Raw genomic sequence first — 26,319 nt, forward strand, 5'->3', positions numbered from 1 at the left:
CCGTATGCACTGCTCCTCGCGGCGCAACGCGCTCACGTCAGGTCCGCGCCCTCCCGAGCGCGCCGCTGCCGCCGCACCACCGGCACGAGGACGGAGAGCAGCAGCGACAACGCCACCACCGCCCACAGCGCGATCGTGATCGGGCCGGAGACCAGGATGGACGGGTCCCCCTCGGAGAGCACGAGCGCACGGCGGAGCTGCTGCTCGGCGATCGGACCCAGGATGAGCCCGACGATCGCCGGGGCCGGTGGGATGCCGGCTTCGCGCATGAGCAGCCCGAGCAGGCCGAGTCCGCAGAGGACGAGCAGGTCCGCGGTCGTGCCTCCGGCGGCGAATGCGCCGAGCGCGGCGAACACCAGCACCCCGGCGTAGATGGTGTGCGGCGGGATGGTGAGCATGCGCGCCCACACCTTCACCAGCGGCAGGTTGAGCACCAGCAGCATCACGTTGCCGACGTAGAGGCTGGCGATCAACGTCCACACCAGCGGACCGGACTCGGTGAACAGCTCCGGTCCGGGTTGCAGGCCGTAGGACTGGAACGCGGTGAGGATCACCGCGGCGGTCGCCGAGGTGGGCAGGCCGATGGTCAGCAGCGGGACGAGAACCCCTGCCGCGGCGGCGTTGTTGGCCGCTTCCGGACCGGCCACCCCTTCGATCGCGCCGCGCCCGAAGTCCTCGGGGTGCCGCGACAGCTTCTTCTCGACGGTGTAGCTCAGGAACGTGGGGACCTCGGCGCCGCCCGCGGGCAGGCTGCCGATCGGGAAGCCGAGCGCGGTGCCGCGCAGCCAGGCCGGCCACGAGCGGCGCAGGTCGTCGCGCGACAGCGCGGTGCGGCCGCGCACCGGTTGGACGCTCGACTGCCCGTACCTGCTGATCAGGCGGGTGAAGGTCTCGCCGAGCGCGAACAGGGCCACCACGACGATGACGACGTCGATGCCGTCGAGCAGAGCCTCGGCGCCGAACACCAGCCGCGGCTGTCCGGTCTGGGAGTCGATGCCGATCAGTCCGATGGTGATGCCGACCAGCAGGCTCGCGATGCCCTTGAGCAGGTTCGGGCCCAGCAGGGCGGAGACGGTGGTGAACGCGACCGCCATCAGCGCCACGTACTCGGGCGGCCCGAACCCGGTCGCGAAGTCGGCGACGAGCGGGGCCAGGAAGGTCAGTCCGATGGTGCCGATCGTGGCGGCCACGAAGCTGCCCAGCGCGGCGGTGGCGAGCGCTGCCGCGGCCCGGCCGGCCCGCGCCATCTTGTTGCCTTCGAGCGCGGCGATCATCGACGCGCTCTCGCCGGGTGTGTTGAGCAGGATCGAGGTGGTCGACCCGCCGTACATGCCGCCGTAGTAGATCCCGGCGAACAGGATCAGCGCGCTGGAGGGTTCCAGCCGGAAGGTGATCGGCAGCAGCATCGCCACCGTCAACGCGGGACCGATGCCGGGAAGGACGCCGACCGCCGTGCCGATCGTGACGCCGACCAGCGCCCACAGCAGGTGCGACGGGGTCAGCGCGGCCGCGAAACCGTCGAGCAGGAGTCCGATCTGGTCCATCTCAGAACCCCCAGGGGCCGGTGGGCAGGGTGAGCCCGATGAGTCGGTCGAAGACGAGGAACACCAGGGCGGCGAGCGACCACCCGTGGGCGACGACGTGCCAGCCGCGGGGTGCGCCGAGCAGCAGCGCGGCCGCGATGAACAGCCCTGCGGAGGTCACGACGTAGCCGAGCACCGGCAGCAGCAGCGCGAAGGCCACCAGCGCGGCCACCAGGGCGCAGAGGCGCAGCGCGGAGCGCGATCGCAGCGGAACTCCGGCCGCTGCCGAGCGCAGTTCGGCGGAGGACCGCGCGACCAGCCCGATCCCGACGACGCCGAGCAGCGATCCCAGCACCAGCGGCACGGTCGCCGGTCCCGCCACGCCCTTGCCGGTGTCGGGCAGCGCGATCGCGTCGGTGATGACCAGGATCGCGGCGACCACCATGAGAGCGCCGAAGAGCGTTGAGCTGAGGGCCGTTCTGCGATCGCAGCCCTGTTCCGGTTCTGAGGTCATCATCGCCTCCCCAATCCGATCTCGGCGAGCAGCTCCGCCACGCGGGACTCCTCGGAGCGCACGAACTCCTCGAACTCGGGGCCGGCGAGCGTCGCGTCGCCCCAACCCCGGCGGGCCAGCGCCTCGCGCCAACCGGGGGTTCTCGTCATCTCCAGCAGCACTTGCTCCAGCGCGTGCTCGTGTTCCGCGGAAATGCCCTTCGGCGCGACGACACCGCGCCAGTTCTGTAGTTCCACGTCGAGCCCGGCTTCGCGCAGCGTCGGCACGTCGGGCAGTTCGGGGAGCCGGTGCGGGCTGGACACCGCGAGCGCGCGCACCTGACCGGCTTCGATCTGCGGCCGGATCTCCGACACCCCGGAGATGCCGAGGGACGAGCGGCCGGACAGCAGCGTGGTGAGCGCTTCGCCGCCTCCGGAGTGCGCCACGTAGCTGACCTCGGCGGGGTTGGCCCCGGCGGCTTTGGCCAGCATCGCCGCGAGGATGTGCTCGACCCCGCCGGCGGAGCCGCCCGAGATCGAAACACCGCGCAGGTCGGCGCGCATCGCGTCGGCGACCGAGGTCATGTCCCGCAGCGGCGAGTCCGCCGAGGTGACCACGACCTGGTAGTCGGTGGTGAGCCGGACCAGCGGGACGGTCTCCGACAGCGAGTGCGGCGAGTCGTTGGTCTCGGCGGCGCCGATCATGATCAGCCCGGTGGTCATCAGCTGGCTCGGATCGCCCTGGTGGCGGACGAACTGGCTGAGCCCGATCGTTCCGCCCGCGCCGCTGACGTTGTAGACCTCGCTGCGCCCGACGAGATCGCGCAACGCGCTCTGCATCTCGCGGGAGGTCTGGTCCCAGCCACCACCGGGAGCCGCGGGCGCCATGATCCGCAACTGCTGGCCTGCGAGAACCCGGGCCGCGGCGCCGCGTTCGGGGTCCTCCCCGGGATCAGTGGCGACGAGCGCGCCGGTCGCGAGAACGGCGACGGCCAGCGGCGCCCAGTAGGTCCATCGTCGCCGGGGTGCGGTGTCCTGCCGTCTTCTGTTGCGCATAGAGCTCCATTGCTCCCTCGGGCTGTCCTGGACATCGTGGTGCACGAATGTATACAGTCACATGCAGTCGGATACAAGACCCGGGAGGAAGAGTGCGACAACAGGACCGCTCAGCGGCTGGTGACGTGGTGGACGTCGTCGTGGTCGGAGGCGGCAACGCCGGTTTCAGCGCAGCGCACGCCGCGGCCGAGCGCGGTCGGCGCGTTCTCCTGCTGGAGCGGGGAGCGCCCGCGGAAGCCGGCGGCAACAGCTACTACACCGCGGGCGCGTTCCGCATCGTCCACAGTGGTCTTGAGGACGTCGCCGACCTGCTCGACGACGACGAGCGGCACGCCATCTCGGTCCTGCCGCCCTACGCGGCGGAGGACTTCGCCGCCGACATGGCGAAGGTGACCGAGGGGCGCAACGATCCGGCGCTCACCGACGTGCTGATCGGCGACAGCCAGGACGCGCTGAGGTGGCTGCGCGGGAAGGGGTTGCGCTTCCGGCTCATGTACGAGCGCCAGGCCTATCCCGACCACGAGCAGCGCCAGGTCTTCTGGGGCGGGCTGGCGGTGGGGAGCACGGGTGGCGGCAAGGGGCTGATCGAACAGCACACGGCGGCGGCCGAGTCGGCGGGCGTGGAGATCCGCTACGGAGTCCGCTGCCGGGAACTGGTGCTGGAGGGCGGTGCGGTGGTCGGGGTGGCCTACACCGATCCCGAGGGCGAGCGCCGGGAGGTGCGCGCGGAGTCCGTCGTGCTGGCCGCAGGTGGTTTCGAGGCCAACGCGGACATGCGCCGCGAGCACCTCGGCGAGGGGTGGCAGCAGGCCAAGGTTCGCGGCACGCCGCACAACACCGGCGACATGCTCACCGCCGCGATCGCCGCCGGGGCGGCGACCCACGGGGACTGGGGCACCTGCCACAGCGTGGCGTGGGACGCCTGGCACGAGCACAACGAGAGCAACCGCGAGTTCACCAACCAGCTCACGCGCGGCGGGTACCCCTTGGGCATCGTGGTCAACTCCGCCGGGCGACGATTCCTCGACGAGGGAGCGGACTTCCGCAACCTGACCTACGCCAAGTACGGCGCCCGGATCCTGGCCCAGCCCGGCGGTTCCGCGTTCCAGATCTTCGACGCCACCACCCGCCCCTGGCTGCGCGCCGAGGAGTACGACATGCCCGGTGCCTCGGTCGTGGTGGCCGACACCATCGAGGAACTGGCCGCGGGCACGGGTGTTGACGCCGCGGCGCTGCAGAGCACCGTGGCCGAGTTCAACGCGTCCGTCGACCGCTCCACCGAGCTCGACGCCGCGGTCCTGGACGGTCGCCGCGCAGCGGTGACACCGCCGAAGTCGAACTGGGCCATCCCGCTGGAAACCGCCCCGTACTACGCGTTCCCCGTGACGTGCGGCATCACCTTCACCTTCGGCGGGCTGCGAGCCGACACCAGCGGTCGGGTGCTCGACGACGCGAACGCGCCGATCCCGGGCCTGCTCGTCTGCGGTGAGATGCTCGGCGGCCTGTTCAGCGGGAACTACCCGGGCGGCACGGGCCTGACCTCGGGCGCGGTCTTCGGGAGGAGGGCGGGCGCCCTCGCCTGACCCGGCGGCGCGCGTGCAGCGCAGCAGCGGAGGCCCCCGGCCGGTGGTGACCCGGCCGGGGGCCTCCGCTGCCGGGGGATGCCGTCGCCGTTCGAGGCGGCCGGCTTCAAAGTGATATCACTTTGCTAGACTCCTGCTAGTAGGCCGATCACCGACCGTCAGGAGAGCTCATGACCGCGGAACGCGACACCGACGCGAAGCCGGTGCGGATGCCCGAATCGCCGGTCGTCGAACAGCAGGCGTTCCGGCTGCCGGGCGTGCTGATGGCCGTGGTGGCGCTCGTGCTCGTGCTCGGTGGCGGCGGGGTGCTGTTCGCCGGGATCGTCGTCGACGCGGTCCTGCTGATGGGGCTCGGGCTGGTGCCGGGCGTCGCCGGACTCGTGCTGCTGGGCGGGCTCATCGCGGTCGCGCCCGGCGAGGCGCGCGTGCTGCAGTTCCTCGGCCGCTACACCGGCACGGTGCGCTCGACCGGCCTGCACTGGGTGAACCCGTTCAGCAGCAAGACGAAGGTGTCCACCCGGATCCGCAATCACGAGACCGCTGTCATGAAGGTCAACGACTCGGACGGCAACCCCATCGAGATCGCCTCCGTGGTGGTGTGGCAGGTCGCCGACACGGCGCAGGCCACGTTCGCCGTCGACAGCTTCGTCGAGTTCGTCGAGACCCAGACCGAGACGGCGGTCCGGCACATCGCCACCAGCTACCCCTACGACGGCGACGAGGACCAGCCCTTCTCGTTGCGGGACAACGCCGACGAGATCACCGGCAAGCTCTCCGCCGAGATCGCCGCTCGGGTGCGGGCGGCCGGCGTCGACGTGGTCGAGTCCCGGCTCACCCACCTCGCCTACGCCCCCGAGATCGCCCAGGCCATGCTGCAGCGCCAGCAGGCCGGTGCCGTCGTCGCAGCCCGGCAGCGCATCGTCGAAGGAGCTGTCGGCATGGTCGACCTCGCGCTGCAGAAGCTCTCGGAGCGCGAGGTCGTCGACCTGGACGAGGAGCGCAAGGCGGCCATGGTCAGCAACCTGCTGGTCGTGCTCTGCGGGGGCACCCAGCCCGTGGTCAACACGGGCTCGCTCTACCACTGATCGGGTCGTGACATCGTGGCGAGCGGTCCACGGCTCCTGCCGGAAGAGCAGGACCGGCAGGACGGCGGAAGACCGTCGCGACGGTCGAGAGAGGCGGTGAGGGCATGGCCGCGCGGAAGGGTTTCCTGCTCCGGTTGGACCCGGCGATCCACGACGCGCTCGCCGTGTGGGCGCGGGACGAGCTGCGCAGCACCAACGCGCAGATCGAGTTCCTGCTGCGGCGAGCTCTCGCCGACGCCGGACGGCTCCCCTCCGACGCAGGTGGACCGGCCAAGCGCGGCAGACCCCCGAAACCGACCGCGGACTGACCGAGCCGCTCCGGACCGGAACCCGAGTCAGCCGTGCAGGGCGAGGTAGGGCGCGAGCGCGAGGAGGGTGGCGATCAGCGCGAGCTTCAGGCTGCGGGTGGGCAGGGCGTGGGCGATCTTCCAGCCGAGCACGACCCCGGCGAGCTCGGGGATGCCGACCAGCGCGGCCAGCGGCCAGTCGATGGCGCCGTGGGCGAGGTAGCCGAGCGAACCCGCGGTGGCGATGACCACCGACTGGGCTTGCGCGGAGGCCAACGATTCCAGCACCGGCACGCCGAGCGCCACCAGCAGGGGAACGGTGAGCATCGGGCCGCCGATGCCCACCACGCCCGAGACGAGTGCCACCGCGAAGCCGAGCCCGACTACCAGCGGCGCGGGCGGGTGCGCCAGCCGTTCCGCCGACGAGTGGTGCTCGCGGTACCACACCAGCGCGGCGACGGCCGCCAGGAGCACGCCGAGCACGACCCCGAACGCGCGCTGGGACACCAGGGTGTTCAGCAGCACGCCGATGGGTGTGCCGACCACGGCCGTGCAGGCCAGGATCAGTGCGGTGCGGCGGGTTTCGGGCTCGCGCAGCTGCCCGGAGCGGGTGTAGGCGGCGGTCCCGAGCACGCCGGTGGCGACGTGGGTGACGATCGCGGTGCCCGCGACCTCGGCGGGCGAGAGGTCGGTCAGGGCGAACAGCCCGATCGTGGGCAGCACCCCGCCGGGGCCGACCGCGGTGATCCCGATCCCTCCGGCGAGACCCAGCAGCCCGAGCAGCACCAGCACGGGCAGCGGGAGCGCGGCCATCATCGGGCGGCCGCCGATCGGTCGGGGGAGTGCACGGCGTAGCTCACCGGCACAGCTCACTTCCTCGGCCGGGTGCGGTCAAGGCCGACGATGCCGGGTCGGGTGCGTCGAGAACGCGGGGCGCGCACCGGTGCTCAGGAGCAGACCGCTCCGTTCGCGGCGGAGCCGACGAGCTTCGCGTACTTGGCCAGCACGCCCGTGCGGTGCCCCGGGGAGCGCGGGGTCCAGTCGTTCCGCCGCTTCTCCAGCTCGTGCTGCGGGATGTCGAGGTCGAGGGTCTTGGCGGCCATGTCGAGCACGATCGGGTCGCCGTCGGCCACCAGCGCGATGGGGCCGCCGTCGGTGGCTTCCGGCGCGACGTGCCCGATGCACAGGCCGGTCGTCGCTCCGGAGAAGCGCCCGTCGGTGACGAGCAGCACGTCCTTGCCCAGGCCCGCACCCTTGATCATGCCGGTGACGGCGAGCATCTCCCGCATCCCGGGTCCACCGCGCGGGCCCTCGTAGCGGATCACCACGACGTCGCCGGGGACGACGGTGCCGTCGGCGACGGCGTCGAGAGCGCCCTGCTCGCCGTCGAAAACCCTGGCGCGGCCGCGGAATTCGGCGGCGTCGAAGCCCGCGGACTTGACCACGGCGCCGTCCGGCGCCAGCGAGCCGCGCAGGACGGTGATCCCGCCCGTCGGGTGGATGGGGTCGTTCATCGCGTGGATCACGGTGCCGTCGAGGTCCGGCGGGTCGATCTCGGCGAGGTTGTCGGCGACGGTCCGGCCGGTGCAGGTGAGCGCGTCGCCGTGCAGGAGACCGGCGTCCAGCAGCGCCTTCATCACCACGGGCACCCCGCCGACCTGGTCGACCGTGCTCATCACGTGCGCGCCGAAGGGCTTGACGTCGGCCAGGTGCGGGACCCGGTCGCCGATGCGGTCGAAGTCGTCGAGCGTGAGCGGCACCTGCGCCTCGGCGGCGATCGCGAGCAGGTGCAGCACGGCGTTCGTCGACCCGCCGAACGCCAGCACGACGGCGATCGCGTTCTCGAACGCCTCGCGGGTCAGGACCTGCCGGGCGGTGATCCGCTGCTCCAGCATCCCGATCACCGCCTCGCCCGAGGCGCGGGCGATGCCGTCGCGCCGCCGGTCGACGGCGGGCGGGCTCGCCGAGCCCGGCAACGCCATGCCCAGCGCCTCGGCGGCGCTGGCCATCGTGTTCGCCGTGTACATGCCGGCGCAGGCGCCTTCGCCCGGGCAGATGGCGCGCTCGATCTCGCTGAGCTCGTCGCGGCTGATCAGCCCGCGGGCGCAGGCGCCGACGGCCTCGAACGCATCGGCGATGTTGACCTCGCGCCCGTCGACGTGCCCGGGCAGGATCGTCCCGGCGTAGACGAAGGTGGCGGCCAGGTCGAGCCGGGCGGCGGCCATCAGCATCCCGGGCAGCGACTTGTCGCACCCGGCGAGCAGGACGGTGCCGTCGAGCCGTTCGGCCTCGACGACCGTCTCCACCGAGTCGGCGATGATGTCGCGGCTGACCAGGGAGTAGTGCATGCCGACGTGACCCATCGAGATGCCGTCGGAGACCGAGATCGTGCCGAACTCCATCGGGTAACCGCCCGCGCGGTGCACGCCTTCCTTCGCGGCCTGCGCCAAGCGCTGCAAGGACAGGTTGCACGGCGTGATCTCGTTCCAGCTCGACGCGATGCCGATCTGCGGCTTGGCGAGGTCGGCGTCGCGCATCCCGACGGCGCGGAGCATGCCGCGCGCGGCGGTGCGCTCGATGCCTTGCGTGACCTGGCGGGAGCGCAGTTCGAGGTCGGACATCACGGCTCCTCGGCGCGGAGTGGACGGGACGACGAACCTCACGATGGCAGCCCGCGGCCGCGCAGGCACGCTTGGACACGCGAGCGTTGATGATGCGGACATGGGAGGAGCGCCCTGCGCGGGGCAGGGCGCTCCTCCCGGAGGGCGAGCGCTATTCGAGCAGACCCATCACGCCCGGCAGCCCCAGGGACAGCGCGGGGATGAAGGTGACGGCGACGAGCAGCAGGACGAGCCCGACGAAGTGCGGGACCAGCTTCGGGACGACCCGCTCGATCGACTCCCCGCTGACCCCGGTCCCGACGAACAGGACCGAACCTACCGGCGGCGTCATGGTGCCGATGCACATCGCGAGGATGAGCACCATCCCGAACTGGACCGGGTCCATCCCGATCTCCTCGGTGATGGGCAGCAGGATCGGCGTGAAGATCAGGATCGCCGGCGTGATGTCCATGAACGTGCCCACCACCAGCAGCAGGAGCAGCATCATCACCAGGATGATCGCCTGCGAGTCGGACACCGACAGCAGCGCGTCGGTGATCGCCCCAGGGATGCCGGTGTAGGCCATCACCCACGACATGCCCGCCGAGGCGGCGATCAGGAACATGACGATGCCGGTGGAGACGATCGTCCGGGTCACGACGTCGGTGAACGACGCCCACGACATGCTCCGGTACGCCAGCGACAGCACCAGCGTGTACAGCACGGCCACCGCGGCGCCTTCGGTCGCGGTGAAGATCCCGAAGACGATCCCGCCGACGACCACGACGATCAGCAGCAGGCCGGGCAGCGCCCGCAGCAGGCAGCGGAAGCCCTCGGCGACCGTGACGCGCTCGACCTTGGGGTAGCGCTGCCGCCGGGTGAAGACGTAGGCGATCACCATGATCACCAGGCCCATCAGGATCCCCGGCACGTAGCCCGCCATGAACAGCGCCGACACCGACACCCCACCGGCCACCGTCGAGTAGACGATCGCGGCCGTCGTCGGCGGGATGAGCAGACCCGTCGGGGCGGAGGCGATGTTGACCGCGGCGCTGAAAGCCGGGTCGTAACCGGCCTTCCGCTGGCGGTCGTGCAGCGTGCTGCCGATCGCGGCGGCCGAGGCCACGGCGGAGCCCGACAGGGCGCCGAAGAGCATGTTCGCCAGCACGTTGGTGTGCGCCAGCGCCCCGGGCACGCGGCCCACCGCCACCAGGGCGAGGTCGACCAGGCGCCGCGCGATGCCACCGGTGTTCATGATGTTGCCCGCGAAGATGAACAGCGGGACGGCCAGCAGCGAGAAGCTCTCGATGCCGACGTTCATCTGCTGGCCGATGATGTAGGTGGAGTCGTCCCACGGCAGGAAGACCAGTGCGGTGACGAACGAGGCCACCCCGAGCGACACCGAGATCGGCACGCCCGCGAACAGCAGGACGAAGAACGCGGCGAACAGGATCGCGACGGCGGTGAGAGCACCCATCAGTCCGTTCCCTCCGTCTCGATCGTGACCTCGCGGAGGAGGTCTTCCCAGATGTTGAGGACCTGCGCGAACGCGATCGCCAGACCGGCGACCGGCCCGATCGCGTAGACCAGGCCGCGCGGGATCCCCAGCAGCGCCGAGTAGTCGGCGCTGGCGCTCCACGCCAGCATCGCGCCGCCGATCACCAGCACGATCACGGCGAAGGCCAGCACCAGGACGTCCGAGCCGAGCACGAGGGCGCGGCGCACCGCGGGCGTGAAGCGGTCCAGCAGCACCACCAGCGACATGTGCTTGCGGTGCAGGAACGCGTACGCGGCGCTGATCATCGAGGTCCAGATGAGCGCGTAGCGCACCAGTTCCTCGGTGAAGGCGGCGGGCGATCCCAGCACGTAGCGGGTGAAGACCTGGAAGAGCACTAACAGGGTCATGATCACCAGCAGGACGCCGGCGAAGCCCGCGAGCGCGGCGCCGAGCCCCTGGCGCACCCGGGCGAGACGGTCGAGCGCGGTCATGGAGTTCCTCGCTTCCCAGCCGAGCCGATGACGGACAGGAGCTCGGCGACCTGCGGGTACCGCTTCGCGTACTGGTCGATCACCGGCCTGGTCGCCGCGCGGAAGGCGTTGGTGTCGACGTCGGTGATGAACTCGACGCCCATCGCCTTCGCCTCCGCGATGGCCTCCTGGGTCGTCCGGGCCCAGTCGGCCTTCTGGCGCTCGGTCGACGCCCGGGCTGCCTCGGTGAGCAGCTGCTCGTCGGCCGGGGCGAGCCGATCCCAGGTCTCGGTGCTGATCACGAGCATGTCCGGGATGCGGGTGTGCTCGGTCATCGAGAAGGCGTGGGAGACCTCGCCGTGGGCGCTGTCGGTGAGCACAGTCTCGTTGCTCTCGGCGCCGTCGATCAGGCCGGTCTGCAACGAGGTGTAGGTGTCGCTGAAGGCCATCACGACCGGGGCCGCGCCCAGCGCTCCGACGAAGTCGGTCTGCGACCGCATGTCCTGCACGCGGATCTTCTGCCCGCGCAGGTCTTCCGGGGTCCTGATCGGCTTGTTGCCCGTGTAGAAGGACCGCGCCCCGGAGCTGTAGTAGGTCAGGCCGACGAAACCCTCGTCGGCGGTCGAGCGCAGGTAGTCGGCCATCTGAGGTGAGTCCATCACCTCGTAGAACTCCTGCTCGGAGTCGAAGAGGTAGGGCAGGCCGAAGGTGTTGTAGCCGGGGTCGTAGGTCGCCAGTCCCGGCGCGCTGACCCGGGTCATGTCGACGATGCCCTGGTGCAGCTGTCCCAGCACCTCGGGTTCGTCGCCGAGCTGGCCGTTGCCGTAGATCTTGACCGCGATGCGTCCGCCGCTTCGACGCTTCACGTCCTCGGCGAAGGACGCGAGCGCCTTCGAGGTGACGTGATCGTCGCCGAGGTTGTTGGCGAGGGTCAGCACCAAGGGGTTCTCCGGCGTCGCCTCAGCGCTCGTCCGCGCGCCGGACGCCGGCGCGCACGCGGCGAGGGCCGCAACGAGGACCAGGGCGACGATGCCGCTGATCAGTCGTTTCCTCATGCCTGCCTTTCTCACATGCCGATCATGTCGACCGGCTCGAAGGAGATCGTGGCGACCAGATCGCCGCCGTGGTCGGGGGTTTTGACGAGCGCGGAGCCGAGCGCGATGTCGTAGTACCAGCCCGCCTCCGCCTCGTCGAAGCGAGCGCGGTGCAGGAACTGCGGCAGCCGCCGGCCGTCGAGGTCGACCCGGTGGGGGCACTGGCCGGGCCGGACGACGTCGAAGAGCAGTCGTCGCACGGTGCTGCGGTGCTCGCCGCGCCGGGTCAGCTCGAGGCGCACCTGCTCGCCCGCCGTCATCCGGATCTCGGTCTCGCGGAACGCGCCGTCCTCGTGGGCGCGGGTGAGGCCGTCGTCCTCGTAGAGGGTGAACCGGCCGTCGCGGTCGGGGACGCAGATCAGGCGCAGGTCGGTGACCTCGTCGTGGGTGAGGCTGCGCAGCTGGTTCTCCGCGACCGGGACGATGCCGCCGCCGCGCAGGAACAGCGGGATCGAGCCGAGGTCCACCGGCACCTCCACGACCTGCCCGCCCTGGTGGCGCTGCCGGGTCCAGGCGTCGTAGAACACCTCGCCCGCCGGGAGCCGGACCGAGCGGGTGCGCGCTCCGGGGGTGAGCACGGTGGCGACGAGCAGCGCGTCGCCGAGCATGAACTCCTCGGCGCTGTCGTCCACGCCCGGGTCGTCCTGGAAGGCGCTGACCAGGGCCTCCATGATCGGCCACCCGGTCGCCGAGGCGCGCGCCGCGAGCGAGTACAGGTACGGGAACAGCCGGTAGCGCAGCTTGATCGCGTCCCTGACGTGATGGGTGTGGTCGGGGTACATCCACGGCTCGGTCACGGTGTTGTCGGAGTTGACCGAGTGGATGGAGAACCGGGGCTGGAAGATGCCGTGCTGCACCCACCGCACCAGCAGCTCGGGCTCCGGGGCGGGACCGTGGAAACCGCCGATGTCGCAGCCGTGGTGCGGGAAGCCGGACAGACCCATGCCGAGGATCGTGGCGATGTTGTGCCGCAACGATTCCCACGAGGTGGAGTTGTCGCCCGCCCAGCTCTGGGCGTAGCGCTGGATCCCCGCGTGACCGGAGCGGCACACGATGTAGGGGCGCGCCGACGGGTTCGTCGCGGCGATGCCGTCGCGGGTCACCCGGCACATCAGGTTCGACATGACGTTGCGCAGCCGGGCGACGGTCGCACCGGCGCCGTCGAAGTCGACGCCGGAATCGGTGTCGATGATGCCGTCGTACTCGCAGTTGTCGTTCCAGACCGAGGTCGTGCCCTTGTCGAGGACCGCTTCGGTGAGCCAGCGCTGCCACGCCGCGCGAGCGTCGGGCTTGGTGAAGTCGACGAAGCGACCCGGCCCGCCCCACCAGGCACCGGCGGCCGGGCCCGCACCGGCCGTCGCGACCGCGTCCGCGCTCCGGGTGACGAAGACGTCCGCTTCGGCGAACTCGTCCAGGCGGGGGTGGACGTCGAGGACACCGGGCTTGACGTTCGGGGACACGGTGATGCCGCGCTCGGCCATCGAGGCGAAAAAGCCTTCGGGGGAGGGGAATCGGCGCTCGTTCCAGGTGAAGACGCAGCGCTTCGGCCCGGCCTCGGTCTGCTGCGTGGTGTAGCCGGAGGAGAGCTGGAAGCCGTCGACGGGGATGTCCTCGGCCCTGGCGATGTCGATGAAATCGGTGATGGCGCGGTCGCTGTCGGCGTCGAGCTCGGAGTAGTACATCGACGAGGCGAGGTAGCCCAGCGCGTACTTGGGCAGCAGCGGTGGCCTGCCGGTCAGCGCGGTGTAGCGGCGCACCACGTCGCGGATCGCCGGGCCGGCGATCAGGAAGAGGTCGATGTCGCCGCCGTCGGCGCGGTAGCGGCTGTGCGGGGGCCAGTAGTTGCTGCGCTCCCGGCCGAGGTCGAGGTCGCAGTCGTAGGTGTTGTGGTAGAAGTAGCCGACCGCCTTGCGGCTCGTCCGGTTCATCTTGAGGCAGAACGGGATGTGCTTGTAGAGCGGGTCCGTCTCCCGCGCGTCGTAGCCGAGCGCGTCCTTCGGGCTCATCGTGATGAGCTTCTGCGCCTTGTTCAGCGGCCCCGTGGTCTCGCCGAAACCGTAGAAGGCGTCGTCGCGCGAGATCTCGCTGGAGTGGATGCGGCGGCCGTTGGAATCCTCCCGGTAACCGAGCCCAACCACGTCGGAGTGCAGCAGCGCTCCCTCGTCGTCGTGCACGCGGATCCGGAACGGGTCCTTGTCGATGTCCACCCGGAGGCCACCGCCGGTGACGCGGACGAGTTCGCCCAGGTCCTCGACGTCGAGCGGCAGCGGTGTCACGCGGGTGCGCTCGTCGGCCATGAACTCGTCGAGCCGGTCCGGCCACGCCGTCGTGGTGAGCGTGTAGGACTCCTCGGCGAAGTCGCCGTCGAAACCGGCGCGGATCCGCAGGACGCCGTCGCTCAGGACGACGAGCCGGATCTCCACGCCGTCGGTGCGGACGTGGACCCGGTCACCGGCCCGTTCCACTCGTTCGACTCGTGATGTGACGCGCACGTGAACTTCTCTCGATCTGGCGAAGTGTTCGCCGACGTTGGGGCAGCACCGGCGATGACGATGGTGCGGCACCGGCCGCGGTGACGCGGCCGGTGCGCGGCTCACCAATCGTGAACGGTGCCGTCCTGGAGCCGGTTGACCGGCAGGTACGCCCGCTCGTAGGGGTGCTGCGCCGCCAGCTCCTCGTCGAAGTGGATGCCCAGACCGGGCTCCTCACCGGGGCGCAGGCCACCGCCGGCGAACTCGTAGGTCGGACCGAAGACCGCCCGCGTCTGCTCGCTGTGGACCATGTACTCCTGGATGCCGAAGTTGTGCAGCGCCGTGCCCAGGTGCACGGCGGCGGCCAGGCCGACCGGCGAGACGTCGGTCGGCCCGTGCATGCCGGACTTGACCTGGTACATCGCCGCGTAGTCCATGATCCGCCGCACGCTGCTGATGCCGCCCGCGTGCGTGATCGGCGAGCGCACGTAGTCGATGAGCTGCTCGCGGATCAGGTGCTGGTAGTCCCACACGGAGTTGAACACCTCGCCGATCGCCAGCGGCGTGGTGGTGTGGTGACGAACCCAGCGCAGCGCTTCCTGGTTCTCGGCGGGGGTGACGTCTTCGAGCCAGAACAGGTCGTAGGGCTCCAGCGACTTGCCGAGCTTGGCGGCCTGGATCGGGGTGAGGCGGTGGTGCGCGTCGTGCAGCAGCGCGATGTCCTCGCCGAACTCCCCGCGCACGGCCTCGAACACCGAGGGCACGTGCCGCAGGTAGGCGCGGGTGTCCCAGTTCTCCTCGGCGGGCAGCGCCGATCGGCGGGCGGGCTCGTAGTCGTAGCGGGTGTCGTCGCCGATCGAGGCGGCCGCGCTGGAGGCCACGCCGTACACAGAGTCCAGCCCGGGCACGCCCGTCTGGATGCGGATGGCGCGGAAGCCCTCCTCCAGGTGCTGTCGCACCGAGTCGAACAACTCGGGGATGTCCTTGCCGCTGGCGTGGCCGTAGACCAGGCAGCGCTCGCGGGAGGCGCCGCCGAGCAGCTGGTAGAGCGGCAGGCCGGCGACCTTGGCCTTGATGTCCCACAGCGCGGTGTCCACGGCCGCGATCGCGGCCATCGTCACCGGGCCGCGCCGCCAGTAGGCGCCGCGGTAGAGGTACTGCCAGGTGTCCTCGATGGCGTGCGCGTCGCGCCCGATCAGCAGCGGCACGACGTGGTCGGTGAGGTAGCTGGCCACCGCCAGCTCGCGACCGTTGAGCGTGCCGTCGCCGTAGCCGACCACCCCGTCGTCCGTGGTGATCTTCAGCGTGACGAAGTTGCGCCCCGGGCTGGTGACGATGACGTCTGCGCGCTCGATGAGCACTGGTCCTCCTTGACTGGGAACGACGAGCGGTCGCCGGTCCGCGGGCTCGTGACCGCTGCGGTGGCCGTGCGGCTCGTGGTCGGTTCAACGTAGGAGTGACCGCGTATGCTGACAACCAGTTGCCATTTGTTGCCAACATCAACAGCGACCGCCTCGGCGGCGCTCCGACCACGGAGGTGCGCGGTGGACCATCCCCGGCCGACCATCTACGACGTCGCCCAGCACTGCGGCGTCGCGGCCTCCACCGTGTCGCGCACGTTCTCGCATCCCAGCCGGGTCAACCCCGCCACCCGGGAGAAGGTCCGCGCCGCCGCCGAGGAGATCGGCTACCTCCCGCGCCCGCTGGCGCGCGCGGAGGCGCCCGGCCGCACGCGGACGATCACCCTGGTGGTCACCGACATCGCCAACCCGTACTACGTCCCGCTGATCAAGGCGGCCCAGTCCCAGGCGCTGGAGAAGGACTACACGCTGGCCCTGACCGACAGCGACGAGTCACCGCACGTCGAGGTCAGCAACCTGCGGCAGCTGCTCGCGACCACCAGCGGTGCCATCCTGGCCACCTCCCGACTGTCCGACGAGGTCATCCGCCAGATCGCCCAGCACCGCGCGCTGGTCATCGTCAACCGCGAGATCGAGGGGGTCCCCAGCCTCGTGGTGGACACCGCCGGGGGGATGCGCAAGGCCGTCCGCCACCTGGCCGCCATCGGGCATCGCCGCATCGCCTACCTCGCCGGGCCCCGCAACTCCTGGATCAACAGCGCGAGATGGCGCGCGGTGCAGGAGGAATCCCGCTCGCTCGGCATCGACGCGGCGTTCGTGGGCCCGCACGTGCCCAACCTGCGGGGCGGGCACGAGGCGGCCGACGCGCTGATGCTGGAGCGCGCGACCGCCGCCATCGCCTACAACGACCTCATCGCCATCGGCGCCCTGCAACGCCTGCAAGCGGCCGGTGTCAGCGTGCCCGCGGACTTCAGCCTCATCGGCTGCGACGACATCTTCGGGGCCGACCTGACCGCACCGGGCCTGACCACGGTCGCCGGGCCGACCGAACGGCTCGGCAGGTCCGCCGTCGACGCGCTGCACGCCCAGCTCACCCACCGCGCGCGGGTCGAGTCCACGCTCTTCGACGCCCACCTCGTCACGCGCGGCTCCACCGCCGCCCCGCGGGATGACAACTGATGGCAACTAGTTGCATCCGTTGTTCGTGATGAGCACGCTGCCCGCATGGACCGTGGCACGGCAGCATCTCCTGGGACCCCGCACGACCACGAGCGCACGAGCACCCCACCGCCCTCCCGGGGTTCGGGCCGGGTGGCGCTCACCCCGCACCCGGACCGGTTGCTCCCGCCCGACCCGACCCGGCGCGGCATCGCGCGGCGGCTCTACGACGGCGTCCGCGACCTCCCGCTGATCAGCCCGCACGGGCACGTCGAGGCGAGACTGCTCGCGACCGACGAGCCGTTCACCGATCCGGCGTCCTTGCTGGTCACGCCCGACCACTACATCACCCGGCTGCTGCACGCCCACGGCGTGCCGCTGCCCCGCCTCGGTCTGCGCGACAGCGCGGACGGCGCCGCTCCGGCCGCACCCAGGGAGGTGTGGCGGACCTTCTGCGAGCACTGGCACCTGTTCCTGGGCACCGCGTCCCGGGGGTGGCTGGAGGCCGAGCTGCACGACGTGCTCGGCGTGACGGTGCAGCCCTCGGCCGACACCGCCGACGAGCTGTTCGACGAGATCACGGCCCGGCTGCGCGAACCCGAGTTCCGGCCCCGCGCGCTCCACGACTCGTTCGGGATCGCCGCGCTGGCCACCACCGACGACCCCGCCGACGACCTGTCCCACCACGCGGCCCTGGCCGACGACGCGTCGTGGTCGGGCCGCGTGCTGCCGACCTTCCGGCCCGACCGCCACCTCGACGCGACCGCGCCCGGTTGGAGCGCCGCGCTGGACGACCTGGCAGCCGCCAGCGGCATCGACACCGGCGACTACGACGGGCTGATCCGGGCGCTGGAGAACCGGCGCGAGCACTTCCGCGCGCACGGCGCCACCGCCACCGATCACAGCGCCCCCGACGCGCGCATGGCCTTCCTGGACCGCGACCGCGCGCAGCGCCTGTTCGCCGAGGTCAAAGCCGGGACGGCGAGCGCCGAGGACGCCCGGCTGCTGTCGCAGCAGCTGCTCGGCGAGATGGCGCGCATGTCCAGCGAGGACGGCATGGTCATGGCGCTGCACACCGGTAGCAGGCGCAACCACCACCCGGAGACGGCGCGCCGCTTCGGTCCCGACACCGGGCACGACATCCCGCTGCAGGCCGAGTTCACCCGCGCGCTGCAACCGATGCTGGAGCGCTTCGGCACGAACCCGCGGTTCCAGACCGTGCTGTTCACCCTCGACGAGACGGTCTTCTCCCGCGAACTCGCCCCGCTCGCCGGGTTCTACCCCTCGGTCTACCTCGGCGCGCCGTGGTGGTTCCTCGACGCGCCCCGCGCGATGCACCGCTTCCGCGACGCCGTCACCGAGACCGCGGGCTTCTACCGCAACGCGGGCTTCATCGACGACACCCGCGGTTTCTGCTCCATCCCGGCCCGCCACGACACGGCCCGCCGGGTCGACGCGGCCCACCTGGCGGGACTGGTCGCCGAACACGTCATCAGCGAGGACGACGCCGCCGTCGTCATCCGCGATCTTCACGACCTCCAGCCGAGGAGGGCGTTCCGACTGTGACGGCACGACTGACCCGCGCCTCCGCCGGTGTCCGCCCACCGGCCCCGGTGCGGGCCGTCCACCTGGGGCTGGGCGCGTTCCACCGGGCCCACCAGGCCGCCTACACGATGGCCGACCCGGACTGGGGCGTCGCGGCCTACACCTTCCGCAACACCGAGCTGCCGCGCACCCTCACCGAGCAGGACGGGCTGTTCTCGTTGCAGGTGCGCGACGACGGCGACACCGAAGCCGTGATCGTCGATGCGATCAGCCGCGCCCACCCCGGCTGCGACTCCGAGCGGTGGCTCGGCGATCTCGCCTCGCCCGAGGTGGCGCTGCTGACGCTGACCATCACCGAGGCCGGGTACCGGGTGTCCGGCGATCCGGACGGGACCGCGATCGGCCGCGTCCTCGCCGGGCTGCGCGGGCGCTACCGCGCGGGCGGCGCCCCCATCGCGCTGGTCCCGTGCGACAACCTGCCGGGCAACGGCGGCGTGCTGCGCGAGGCGATCCGCACCGCCGCCGCGCGGGACGACGCGGGTTTCCGCGCTTGGGTCGAGGACCAGGTGTCGTTCGTCGACACCGTCGTCGACCGCATCACGCCCGCCACCACCGAGCAGGACCTCGCCACCGCCGCGCAGCTGACCGGGTTCGAAGACCGCGCTCCTGTGGTGACCGAACCCTTCAGCGAGTGGCTGCTGGCCGGGGACTTCCCGCTCGGCAGGCCCGCGTGGGAGGAGGCCGGTGCCCGGTTCGTCGGCGACCTCGCCGCCTACGAGCAGCGCAAGCTGTGGTTCCTCAACGGTGCGCACACGCTGCTGGCCTACGCGGGCTTGGCGCTGGGATGCGCGACCGTCGACGAGGCCGTCCGGCACCCGGTGCTGGCCCGGCTGACCGCCCTGTGGTGGGACGTCGCATCGCGCCACGCGTCGCTGCGGGCGCAGGAGCTGGCCGACTACCGGCAGCGCCTGCTGCTGCGCTTCTCCTCGCGCGGGGTGCGGCACAACCTGCTGCAGATCGCATCCGACGGGTCCCAGAAGATCCCGGCCCGCGTCCTGCCGGTGCTGCGCGCCGAACGCGCCGCGCAGCGGATGCCCGAAGCACCCGTCGCGGCGCTGGCCGGCTGGCTGATCCACCTGCGCGAGAACCCGGTCACCGACCCGTGCGCCGACGAGCTGGTCCCGCCGGCCCGCTCGGCGGACGCCGTCCGCGGGGTTCTGTCCGCTGTGGACAGCAGCCTCGCCGAGGACCGCGAGCTGGTGGCCGCGGTGGAGGACCACGTCCAACGCCTGCGCGCGGCCACCGGCCGGATCGCCTAGCACCGGGAGGGCCCGGCCGGGTCGGCTCCGCCGGTCCGGCAGGGGTGCCGCCCCGGGAGCGACAATGGGTGGATGAGCCTGCGGTGCAGCAGCGTCGTCGAGTTCCCGGTCGAGGAGGTGTTCGCCTGGCACGCGCGCCCGGGTGCGATCACGCGGCTGACACCGCCCTGGCAACCGGTCCGCGTGCTCGGCGAGGCGACCTCGTTGCGCGACGGCCGCGCGGTGCTGGGCTTCCCGGGTGGACTGCGGTGGGTGGCCTCGCACCGGCCCGACGGCTACCGGCCACCGCACCGCTTCGTCGACCAGCTCACCTCGCTCCCGCTGTCGGCGGTGCTGTCGTGGCGCCACACGCACGAGTTCACGAGCCTCGACGAGCGCAGCACGCGGGTGACCGACACCGTCGAGACCGCCGTGCCCGAGCGCGCGTTGCGAGCGATGTTCACCTACCGGCACGCCCAGCTCCGCGACGACCTCGCCGCCCACGCCCGCGCCCGAGCGTGGACGTCGTCGCCGAGGACCGTGGCGGTCACCGGTTCCTCCGGACTGGTGGGGCGCGCCGTGACCGCGCTGCTGACCACGGGAGGCCACCAGGTGATCCGGCTGGTGCGCCGCCCGGCCCGATCCCGCGACGAGCGCCAGTGGCGGCCCGAGGACCCGGCGCCGGACCTGCTCGCCGGCGTGGAGGCGGTGATCCACCTGGCCGGGTCCCCGATCGCAGGTCGCTTCACCGACGCGCACGAGGCGGCGATTCGCGACAGCCGGGTCCGCCCCACGCGCCGGTTGGCGGAGCTGGCGGCGACCGGTGGTCCGAGCGCGTTCGTCTCCGCCTCCGCGGTCGGCTACTACGGCACCGCCCGGGGCGACGAGATCCTGACCGAGTCCAGCCCGCGCGGCGACGGCTTCCTCGCCGAGGTGGCCGCCGACTGGGAAGCGGCCACGACACCGGCCGCCGAAGCCGGATTGCGCACGACGAACGTGCGCACCGGCATCGTGCAGAGCCCGCGCGGCGGCGCCCTCGCGCTGCAGCACCCGCTGTTCTCCGCGGGACTGGGCGGTCGGCTCGGTGACGGCCACCAGTGGACGCCGTGGATCGGCATCGACGACCTGTCCGACATCTACCTGCGCTGCGTCCTCGACCCCGGCCTGTCCGGTCCGGTCAACGCCGTGGCCCCCGTCCCGGTGCGCAACGCCGACCACGCCGCGACGCTGGCGCGGGTGCTCTCCCGCCCAGCCCTGCTGCCGGTGCCCGAGCTGGGCCCTCGCCTGCTGCTCGGGGAGCGGGGCGCCCGCGAACTCGCCTTCGCCGATCAACGAGTGCACCCCGAGCGGCTGCGGCGAGCCGGGCACCGGTTCCGCCACCCGCACCTGGAAACCGCGCTGCGGCACGTCTTCGGCCGACCCGCACCCGGAGGGTGATCCCGGCGACCGCACGCCTCCTGCTCGGGTCGGCTCCCGTGCCGCTGATCCGGACTGCGACCTGCACCGGAGAGGGTGATGCTGGTCCGAACAGCACCTCGACGGAGGAGGCGTGGACGATGTCCAGTCCTACGGGGGAGCAGGGCAGCACCAGTGGTGCTGAACGGGCGGAACAACGGCGGGCTCCCGAACAGGGCCGCGAGTGGGCGGTCTCGCACGCACGATCGAGTTCCAGGGACGCGAACTGGTTGGCCTTCGGCGGCTGGATGCTCATCCTGGTCGGCGCGTTCAACCTCATCGCCGGTCTGGCGGCGCTGTTCCGGCCCGACTACTACGTCGTCGGGGCGGGGGAGCTGCTGATCTTCGACTTCGGCGTCTGGGGTTGGGTGTGGCTGGCCGTCGGCCTGGTGCAGGTCCTGGCCGGTGCCGGCTGCCTGAGCGGGCAGGCGTGGGCGCGGATCGCCGGAATCGGCCTGGCGGGGCTGGCCGCGATCGCGCACGTGGCGTTCCTCGCCGCGTTCCCGGTCTGGGAGCTCATGCTGATCGCGCTGTCCGTGCTGGTGATCTACGCGCTAGTCGTTCCGGACAAGGACGCCGCGGCCTGAACGAGGACCTGCCTCACGGCGAAACCGCACAGCCGGGAGAAGCCGAGACGACGCACGACGCGGCGGTGACGAGAAGTAGCGCGCGCACGATGTAGGTGTGCCCCAGGAGGGCGACGCCCAGCCAGAACGCCGCTACCCGGAGCACGGTGCCGTGATCTGCGGAAAGTCGCCTCCTGCTCCCACGAACAGCCCTCGTCGTGACGAACCGGTCCGATGTGGACCTGCCGAACGGGGCAAGGGTGGAAGAACGTGCTGCGCCCTGCTGGCGTACCGGCATCCTCACCGGGGTCAAGGCTCAGAACTCGGGTGGTTCGACCCGGATTCGTTTTTGCGGGCCTCGGAGGGCGGCTCTAGCCTGCGGTGGTGGTCGTGCAGCGGTTGCAAGCCGTCGCGTTGGTCCTCGGGCCGGTGGTGTTCGCCGCGTCGCCCCTGTTCTGGGTCGACGGCCACTACGGCGTGACCGGTGGTGTGCTGATCGCCTTGTCCATGATCCCTTGGGTTTTCGGGTTGACCGGCGAGTACGACCGGTTGCGGCAACGGGTTCCGGTGATCGCGGCGTTGTGGCTGGTTCTGCTGCTGGTGGGGATGTTGGGCAGCATCTCCTTCGGGCTGCAGGGATTCTTCGAAGCGGCCCTCGGAGCGCCGGGCCGGATCGGGGTGGGGAGCTTCGCGGACCTGCCGCCGGAGAGCGTGCTCGTGCTGTGGCTGCCGGGGCCGGCGTTCCCCGCGGCGATGCTGGTCTTCGGCGTGCTCCTGGTGTGGACGCGGTCGGCGCCGTGGTGGGACGCGGCGTTGATCTGCCTGGCCGCCGTGGCCTTCCCGCTCGGCCGCGTCCTGCGCCTGGAGTGGGTCGCCTACGTGGTGGACCTGCTCGTGATCGTCGCCTTCGCCCACCTGGCCTGGCGTGCGTGGCGTCGCGCCGGTCGGGACGCCGCGGCTTCTCCGGGCGCCACGTGACGACATCAGTGAGGTGAGTGATGGATCTCCAGTTCCTGCGGCCGCTCTTCGACGGCGATGGCGACGTCGCTTCGGTCCACCTCGACACCAGCCGCGGAACCGCGGACTCGGACAAGCAGATCGAGCTCCGGTGGCGCGCCGCCCGCAGCGCGCTCGCCGAGCAGGGCGCCGACGCGGACGCGCTCGCGGCTCTGGACGGCGTGGTCGGGGGAGCGAGGGACGTGCCGGGCCCGCAGGGGGAAGCGCTGTTCGCCTCGGGCGGCCGGGTCCTCGCCGTGCACACCATGTCCGAGCCGCCGAGCGGCGACACCGCGGTCAACCTCCCGGTCGCCGACCCGCTGCCGCTCGCTCTCGACCGTGACCACCAGCTCGCCCACGTGGTCGTCGCGGTGGACCGCGAGGGAGCCGACGTCGACGCCTACCCGGCCGCCGCCGCGGCACCGTCGTTCCAGCGGACCTTCAACGGTTCCACGCTGCACATCACGCGGGTGCGGGCGGGCGCGGTCTCGCACGCCGCGTACCACCGCCGCTCGGTGAACCTGTGGTCGGAGAACACCGAGCAGGTCGCCGAGGACGTCCGCGAGGCGGCGGCCGAGGTCGAGGCCGCGGTCATCCTCATCGCGGGAGACCCGAAGGCGATCGGACTGCTGCGCGACCACCTCAGCACACGCCCGCCCCGGGGGGTCGGACCGTCTACGTCGAGGGCGGCCGAACCGACCAGTCGGCGATCGACGTGCTGCGGGCGAGCGTCGACGAGGCGATGCACGAGGCCATGATCGAGAGCCACCGCGCGGTGCTCGACGAGCTCGAAGCGACCCTCGCCGGCGGTCACGGGCTCCAAGGGCTCGCACCGGTGATGGAGGCGCTGTCGCAGGGCCGGGTCGAGACGCTGCTGGCCGCGGACCGGGCGGACGACCCCGAACTCGTGGGATCGCGTCGTGACCCGATGGCGGTGGTCAGCGACGCGACCGCGCTCGGCGACGACGCCACGACGTTCACCGCCCCCGCGAGCGCGCTGCTGCTGCGCTCGGCCGTGCACGGCAACGCGAAGTTCACCGAACTCCTGCCCGGAACCCAATGCGCGGACGGCGTCGCGGCGATGCTCCGCTACTGACGGTCACCCGGTCGTTGGGGCGGTCCCAGTTCGGTGCGGGAGACCGGTCAGGTGGTCCTGCCCTCGTCGAGGATCAGGTCGTCGACCGCTCTGCGCGGTGCCGGGACGGTGGGGCCGCCGTAGCCGATCCGCAGCAACGCCTGGGGTTGGAGCGTCCCGCCCAGCAGGTCGCGCAGCTCATCGCGGGTGTCCGGCACCTCGATGACCTCCGAGATCATCGAGGCGGCCAGGCCGCGGGCGGTCGCCGTCAACCAGACGTTCTGAACCGCTTGCCCGGCCTGCAGTTCGGCGTAGCGGGTGTCCTGAGGGGTGCAGAGCACCGCCAGCAGCGGGTACGACTCGTACTCGACCCCTTCGGGGCGCGGTGACACCCCGGCCGAGAAGTCCCGGTGAACCCACTGGTCCTGCGGCCCTGGCCTGGGCCCTGCGGCCGAGGTGGGCACGCCTTCCGAGGTCTCGGCAGGTCGGCCGGTCCACGCTGCCAGCTCGGTGCGGAACCGCGGATCGGCCTCCTGGATGCGGTGGGCCCGGTGGACCAAGCCTTCGAGCGTGCCGAGCTCTCCCGGTGTGACGATGTGCAGTCGGCACTGCTCGGATTGCGCGGCGTGGAGCATGTGGCTTCGCTCCGCGGTCGGCACCGGCACGTCGCGGAACGGGGCGCGGTGGCTGTGCCGCCGCGGAATCGCGGCGTGCAGTCGACGTGCTTCCGGGCGGGGGTCGGTGCGGCCGCCGCTGCGGACCTCCGCGAGCACCGTGGGCCCGGCGAAGTGCGGGAGCAAGGTCACGTTCGGCCTCGTCCCGGCGTTCTCGAGCGCGAGCCGCAGGTTGAACAGCGCGGCCCCGCAGGCGAGGCGGAGCTCACGTCCCGCCGGGTCGGCGGCTGGCAGGAGGCGTGCCGGGTCGTAGTGCAGTTCGATCACCTGTGGCAGGAGCCGGAACCGCCACGGCTGCGTGTTGTGCAGCGACGGGGCGAAGCTCGCGTGTCTGATGATCTGCTCGATCTCGGTGGGTGGCAGATCGAGTGCGGTGGAAATCCGGGGCACGTGCCGCCTCCTGGTCGGGTGCGCATTCCGATGGGATGTGGTGACCGTGGCCGAGCCCGATCGGCGGCGCCAGGGTCCAACGTCCGTAGCGGCGGTGGCTCACCGCCGGGGGCGGCCCGCGGTGACGGCGTCATCGGATCCAGGTCGCACGGCCCTTCCGTCGTCCTCGCAGACCCGGTCGGCTTGGGTTGGTGGAACGGGGACGCTGCGGGCGTGGGGATCGAGGCACCGGGGCCGCGTCGCCACCGAAGCACTCACGAACCGGAGGTTCGCTGTCGTCGACAGCTGGTGACCATGAGCGATGAGCGGGATCGCGGTGCGGGCGCCGACGCGCAGCGCGTGCCGCGCGCGACGTACGAGAAGGAGCTGTTCCGCCTCCAGGCCGAGCTGGTCAAGCTGCAGGAATGGGTCCGGCGGGAGGGGGTCCGGCTGGTCGTGGTGTTCGAAGGGCGGGACGCGGCGGGCAAGGGCAGCGCGATCAAGCGCGTCGCCGAGTACCTCAACCCTCGGGTGGCGCGCATCGTTGCCCTGCCGGTTCCGACCGAGCGCGAGCGCCGGGAGTGGTACTTCCAGCGTTACGTGGCGCACCTGCCCGCGGCCGGTGAGATCGCACTGTTCGACCGGAGTTGGTACAACCGCGCGGGTGTCGAGCACGTCATGGGCCTGTGCACCGCGGAGGAGCACCAGCGATTCCTGCGGCAGTGCCCGGTGTTCGAACAGCTGCTGGTCGAGGATGGTGTGCTGCTGCGCAAGTACTGGTTCTCGGTGAGCAGGGAGGAGCAGCGGCGCCGGTTGCAGCGCCGCAGCGAGGACCCGATGCGGCGCTGGAAGTTGTCCGCGCTCGACCTGGAGTCGGTGACCAGGTGGGAGCAGTACTCCGATGCGCGGGACGAGATGCTGGCGGCGACCGACACCCCGCTGTCCCCCTGGTACCTGGTCGAGAGCGAGGACAAGCGTCGCGCGCGGATCAACGTGATCGCGCACCTGCTGTCGACCGTGCCGTACCGCGACGTGCCACGCCCCCGGTTCGAGCTGCCCGCTGTGGCGCCTCCGGCCGAACGCCGGCGGCCCCCTCGTGCCCATCACACCTACGTGCCCGATCACGCCGCACTGCTCTGAAGGGTGCCGGCGACCGCTGTGCTGCGTCGAGCGATGGGGGCTTAGGTCCGGGGACGCGGGCGCGGCGAGCCCGTTCCGAGTTCGCGGATGACGACGACGGGGCAGGCGGCGTGGTCGATGCAGTAGCGGGCGGTGGAGCCGATGAGAGCGCGTGCGAACGTGCCCGTGCCCCGGTGTCCGACCACGAGCAAGTCAGCCGTCGCGGCCTGGTCGAGGATCACTTCGGCGGGATGGCCGCCCGCGGTGCGCTGTCGGATGCGCGGGAGATCGTCTTCCGGCACTGCGGCCCGGACGATGTCGTGGAGCGCGTTCTTGGTGGCGAGATCGAGTTGTTCGGCCGTGGGCATCGGCCAGTCGTAGAGCTCGGGCACGGTCCAGGCCATCACGGCGGTGATGGCGGCCTCGGTGCGTCGCGCTTGGTCGACCGCCCAGCGCAGCGCCGCCAGCGAAGCGGGGGAGCCGTCGACCCCGACGACGATGAGGTGTTCTGACGGAGAGTTCATGTCGTGCTCCGCGATGTCGT

At 71.6% G+C, this 26,319-nt stretch carries 24 protein-coding genes; 12 read left to right on the forward strand and 12 right to left on the reverse strand.

From position 1 onward, the window contains the following. Positions 1 to 32 precede the first annotated feature (32 nt). The 3 genes from REH65_RS30570 to REH65_RS30580 form a co-directional block, all read right to left on the reverse strand. Positions 33 to 1,544: a tripartite tricarboxylate transporter permease gene (locus REH65_RS30570; RefSeq protein ID WP_406690203.1), complete on the reverse strand. Its 1,512-nt coding sequence runs from the start codon at positions 1,542 to 1,544 to the stop codon at positions 33 to 35. A gap of 1 nt (position 1,545) precedes the next feature. After that, positions 1,546 to 1,968 carry a tripartite tricarboxylate transporter TctB family protein gene (locus REH65_RS30575; RefSeq protein WP_406690204.1) on the reverse strand — a complete coding sequence of 141 codons (423 nt, stop codon included), beginning with the start codon at positions 1,966 to 1,968 and terminating at the stop codon, positions 1,546 to 1,548. A 68-nt stretch (positions 1,969 to 2,036) separates the two neighbouring features. Then, positions 2,037 to 3,071, reverse strand: a complete 1,035-nt coding sequence (locus tag REH65_RS30580) for a tripartite tricarboxylate transporter substrate binding protein (RefSeq protein ID WP_406690205.1) — start codon at positions 3,069 to 3,071, stop codon at positions 2,037 to 2,039. 92 nt (positions 3,072 to 3,163) lie between these two features. On the opposite strand from REH65_RS30580, the gene tcuA reads away from it, so the two are divergent. From tcuA to REH65_RS30595, 3 genes are all read left to right on the forward strand, one after another. Beyond that, positions 3,164 to 4,654 (forward strand): FAD-dependent tricarballylate dehydrogenase TcuA, encoded by a 1,491-nt coding sequence (tcuA, locus tag REH65_RS30585; RefSeq protein WP_406690206.1) that lies wholly within the window; start codon positions 3,164 to 3,166, stop codon positions 4,652 to 4,654. Positions 4,655 to 4,824: 170 nt separating this feature from the next. After that, on the forward strand, positions 4,825 to 5,739 hold the full coding sequence (locus REH65_RS30590; protein WP_406690207.1) for an SPFH domain-containing protein: 915 nt from the start codon (positions 4,825 to 4,827) through the stop codon (positions 5,737 to 5,739). A gap of 104 nt (positions 5,740 to 5,843) precedes the next feature. Next, complete coding sequence (locus REH65_RS30595) at positions 5,844 to 6,047, forward strand: hypothetical protein (protein WP_406690208.1); 204 nt, start codon at positions 5,844 to 5,846, stop codon at positions 6,045 to 6,047. Positions 6,048 to 6,074: 27 nt separating this feature from the next. Here REH65_RS30595 and REH65_RS30600 read toward each other — a convergent pair whose 3' ends face one another. From REH65_RS30600 to manD, 7 genes are all read right to left on the reverse strand, one after another. After that, the gene (locus REH65_RS30600) at positions 6,075 to 6,842 is read right to left on the reverse strand and encodes a sulfite exporter TauE/SafE family protein (RefSeq protein WP_406690209.1); all 768 of its coding nucleotides are present in this window, start codon (positions 6,840 to 6,842) and stop codon (positions 6,075 to 6,077) included. Positions 6,843 to 6,973: 131 nt separating this feature from the next. Further along, positions 6,974 to 8,647, reverse strand: coding sequence for a dihydroxy-acid dehydratase (ilvD, locus tag REH65_RS30605; protein ID WP_406690210.1), 1,674 nt, complete (start codon positions 8,645 to 8,647; stop codon positions 6,974 to 6,976). A gap of 151 nt (positions 8,648 to 8,798) precedes the next feature. Then, entirely contained in the window at positions 8,799 to 10,103 is a 1,305-nt protein-coding gene (locus REH65_RS30610; protein ID WP_406690211.1) for a TRAP transporter large permease, read from the reverse strand. Continuing rightward, a complete protein-coding gene (locus REH65_RS30615) occupies positions 10,103 to 10,615 on the reverse strand; it encodes a TRAP transporter small permease (RefSeq protein ID WP_406690212.1) in 513 nt (170 codons plus the stop codon). The genes REH65_RS30610 and REH65_RS30615 overlap by 1 nt, the downstream gene beginning before the upstream one ends. Further along, complete coding sequence (locus REH65_RS30620) at positions 10,612 to 11,649, reverse strand: TRAP transporter substrate-binding protein (RefSeq protein WP_406690213.1); 1,038 nt, start codon at positions 11,647 to 11,649, stop codon at positions 10,612 to 10,614. Before REH65_RS30620 ends, REH65_RS30615 begins: the two co-directional genes overlap by 4 nt. Before the next feature lie 11 nt (positions 11,650 to 11,660). Next, a complete protein-coding gene (locus REH65_RS30625) occupies positions 11,661 to 14,180 on the reverse strand; it encodes a TIM-barrel domain-containing protein (RefSeq protein ID WP_406690214.1) in 2,520 nt (839 codons plus the stop codon). Between the two features lie 101 nt (positions 14,181 to 14,281). Continuing rightward, positions 14,282 to 15,520 carry a D-mannonate dehydratase ManD gene (manD, locus tag REH65_RS30630; protein WP_281458752.1) on the reverse strand — a complete coding sequence of 413 codons (1,239 nt, stop codon included), beginning with the start codon at positions 15,518 to 15,520 and terminating at the stop codon, positions 14,282 to 14,284. Positions 15,521 to 15,703: 183 nt separating this feature from the next. On the opposite strand from manD, the gene REH65_RS30635 reads away from it, so the two are divergent. The 8 genes from REH65_RS30635 to REH65_RS30670 all read left to right on the forward strand — a co-directional run bounded on the left by REH65_RS30635 (position 15,704) and on the right by REH65_RS30670 (position 23,634). Beyond that, a complete protein-coding gene (locus REH65_RS30635; protein WP_406690215.1) occupies positions 15,704 to 16,699 on the forward strand; it encodes a LacI family DNA-binding transcriptional regulator in 996 nt (331 codons plus the stop codon). A gap of 45 nt (positions 16,700 to 16,744) precedes the next feature. Continuing rightward, positions 16,745 to 18,244 (forward strand): glucuronate isomerase, encoded by a 1,500-nt coding sequence (gene uxaC / locus REH65_RS30640; RefSeq protein ID WP_406690216.1) that lies wholly within the window; start codon positions 16,745 to 16,747, stop codon positions 18,242 to 18,244. Then, positions 18,241 to 19,542 (forward strand): mannitol dehydrogenase family protein, encoded by a 1,302-nt coding sequence (locus REH65_RS30645; RefSeq protein WP_406690217.1) that lies wholly within the window; start codon positions 18,241 to 18,243, stop codon positions 19,540 to 19,542. The genes uxaC and REH65_RS30645 overlap by 4 nt, the downstream gene beginning before the upstream one ends. A 72-nt stretch (positions 19,543 to 19,614) precedes the next feature. Then, positions 19,615 to 20,958, forward strand: a complete 1,344-nt coding sequence (locus REH65_RS30650; RefSeq protein ID WP_406690218.1) for a TIGR01777 family oxidoreductase — start codon at positions 19,615 to 19,617, stop codon at positions 20,956 to 20,958. Positions 20,959 to 21,077: 119 nt separating this feature from the next. Then, positions 21,078 to 21,563 (forward strand): hypothetical protein, encoded by a 486-nt coding sequence (locus REH65_RS30655; RefSeq protein ID WP_406690219.1) that lies wholly within the window; start codon positions 21,078 to 21,080, stop codon positions 21,561 to 21,563. 369 nt (positions 21,564 to 21,932) lie between these two features. After that, on the forward strand, positions 21,933 to 22,520 hold the full coding sequence (locus REH65_RS30660; protein WP_406690220.1) for a hypothetical protein: 588 nt from the start codon (positions 21,933 to 21,935) through the stop codon (positions 22,518 to 22,520). A 20-nt stretch (positions 22,521 to 22,540) separates the two neighbouring features. Further along, on the forward strand, positions 22,541 to 23,296 hold the full coding sequence (locus REH65_RS30665) for a Vms1/Ankzf1 family peptidyl-tRNA hydrolase (RefSeq protein WP_406690221.1): 756 nt from the start codon (positions 22,541 to 22,543) through the stop codon (positions 23,294 to 23,296). Then, a complete protein-coding gene (locus REH65_RS30670) occupies positions 23,254 to 23,634 on the forward strand; it encodes a hypothetical protein (protein WP_406690222.1) in 381 nt (126 codons plus the stop codon). The genes REH65_RS30665 and REH65_RS30670 overlap by 43 nt, the downstream gene beginning before the upstream one ends. Positions 23,635 to 23,681: 47 nt before the next feature. Here REH65_RS30670 and REH65_RS30675 read toward each other — a convergent pair whose 3' ends face one another. Next, positions 23,682 to 24,677 (reverse strand): Acg family FMN-binding oxidoreductase, encoded by a 996-nt coding sequence (locus tag REH65_RS30675; RefSeq protein ID WP_406690223.1) that lies wholly within the window; start codon positions 24,675 to 24,677, stop codon positions 23,682 to 23,684. Positions 24,678 to 24,971: 294 nt separating this feature from the next. On the opposite strand from REH65_RS30675, the gene ppk2 reads away from it, so the two are divergent. After that, the gene (gene ppk2 / locus REH65_RS30680) at positions 24,972 to 25,796 is read left to right on the forward strand and encodes a polyphosphate kinase 2 (RefSeq protein ID WP_406690224.1); all 825 of its coding nucleotides are present in this window, start codon (positions 24,972 to 24,974) and stop codon (positions 25,794 to 25,796) included. 41 nt (positions 25,797 to 25,837) lie between these two features. On the opposite strand, the gene REH65_RS30685 is transcribed toward ppk2, so the two are convergent. After that, positions 25,838 to 26,299, reverse strand: coding sequence for a universal stress protein (locus REH65_RS30685; protein WP_406690225.1), 462 nt, complete (start codon positions 26,297 to 26,299; stop codon positions 25,838 to 25,840). Between the last annotated feature and the right edge of the window lie 20 nt (positions 26,300 to 26,319).

This window comes from Saccharopolyspora sp. ID03-671 (genome assembly GCF_045278815.1).
Classification (GTDB): Bacteria; Actinomycetota; Actinomycetes; order Mycobacteriales; family Pseudonocardiaceae; genus Saccharopolyspora; species Saccharopolyspora ipomoeae.

Coding starts and splice junctions, on each gene's coding strand:
- REH65_RS30570 (WP_406690203.1), bottom strand. CDS start 1,544: ATGGACCAGATCGGACTCCTGCTCGACGGTTTCGCGGCCGCGCTGACC.
- REH65_RS30575 (WP_406690204.1), bottom strand. CDS start 1,968: ATGGTGGTCGCCGCGATCCTGGTCATCACCGACGCGATCGCGCTGCCC.
- REH65_RS30580 (WP_406690205.1), bottom strand. CDS start 3,071: ATGCGCAACAGAAGACGGCAGGACACCGCACCCCGGCGACGATGGACC.
- REH65_RS30590 (WP_406690207.1), top strand. CDS start 4,825: ATGACCGCGGAACGCGACACCGACGCGAAGCCGGTGCGGATGCCCGAA.
- REH65_RS30595 (WP_406690208.1), top strand. CDS start 5,844: ATGGCCGCGCGGAAGGGTTTCCTGCTCCGGTTGGACCCGGCGATCCAC.
- REH65_RS30600 (WP_406690209.1), bottom strand. CDS start 6,842: ATGATGGCCGCGCTCCCGCTGCCCGTGCTGGTGCTGCTCGGGCTGCTG.
- ilvD (WP_406690210.1), bottom strand. CDS start 8,647: ATGTCCGACCTCGAACTGCGCTCCCGCCAGGTCACGCAAGGCATCGAG.
- REH65_RS30610 (WP_406690211.1), bottom strand. CDS start 10,103: ATGGGTGCTCTCACCGCCGTCGCGATCCTGTTCGCCGCGTTCTTCGTC.
- REH65_RS30615 (WP_406690212.1), bottom strand. CDS start 10,615: ATGACCGCGCTCGACCGTCTCGCCCGGGTGCGCCAGGGGCTCGGCGCC.
- REH65_RS30620 (WP_406690213.1), bottom strand. CDS start 11,649: ATGAGGAAACGACTGATCAGCGGCATCGTCGCCCTGGTCCTCGTTGCG.
- uxaC (WP_406690216.1), top strand. CDS start 16,745: ATGGACCGTGGCACGGCAGCATCTCCTGGGACCCCGCACGACCACGAG.
- REH65_RS30650 (WP_406690218.1), top strand. CDS start 19,615: ATGAGCCTGCGGTGCAGCAGCGTCGTCGAGTTCCCGGTCGAGGAGGTG.
- REH65_RS30655 (WP_406690219.1), top strand. CDS start 21,078: ATGTCCAGTCCTACGGGGGAGCAGGGCAGCACCAGTGGTGCTGAACGG.
- REH65_RS30665 (WP_406690221.1), top strand. CDS start 22,541: ATGGATCTCCAGTTCCTGCGGCCGCTCTTCGACGGCGATGGCGACGTC.
- ppk2 (WP_406690224.1), top strand. CDS start 24,972: ATGAGCGATGAGCGGGATCGCGGTGCGGGCGCCGACGCGCAGCGCGTG.
- REH65_RS30685 (WP_406690225.1), bottom strand. CDS start 26,299: ATGAACTCTCCGTCAGAACACCTCATCGTCGTCGGGGTCGACGGCTCC.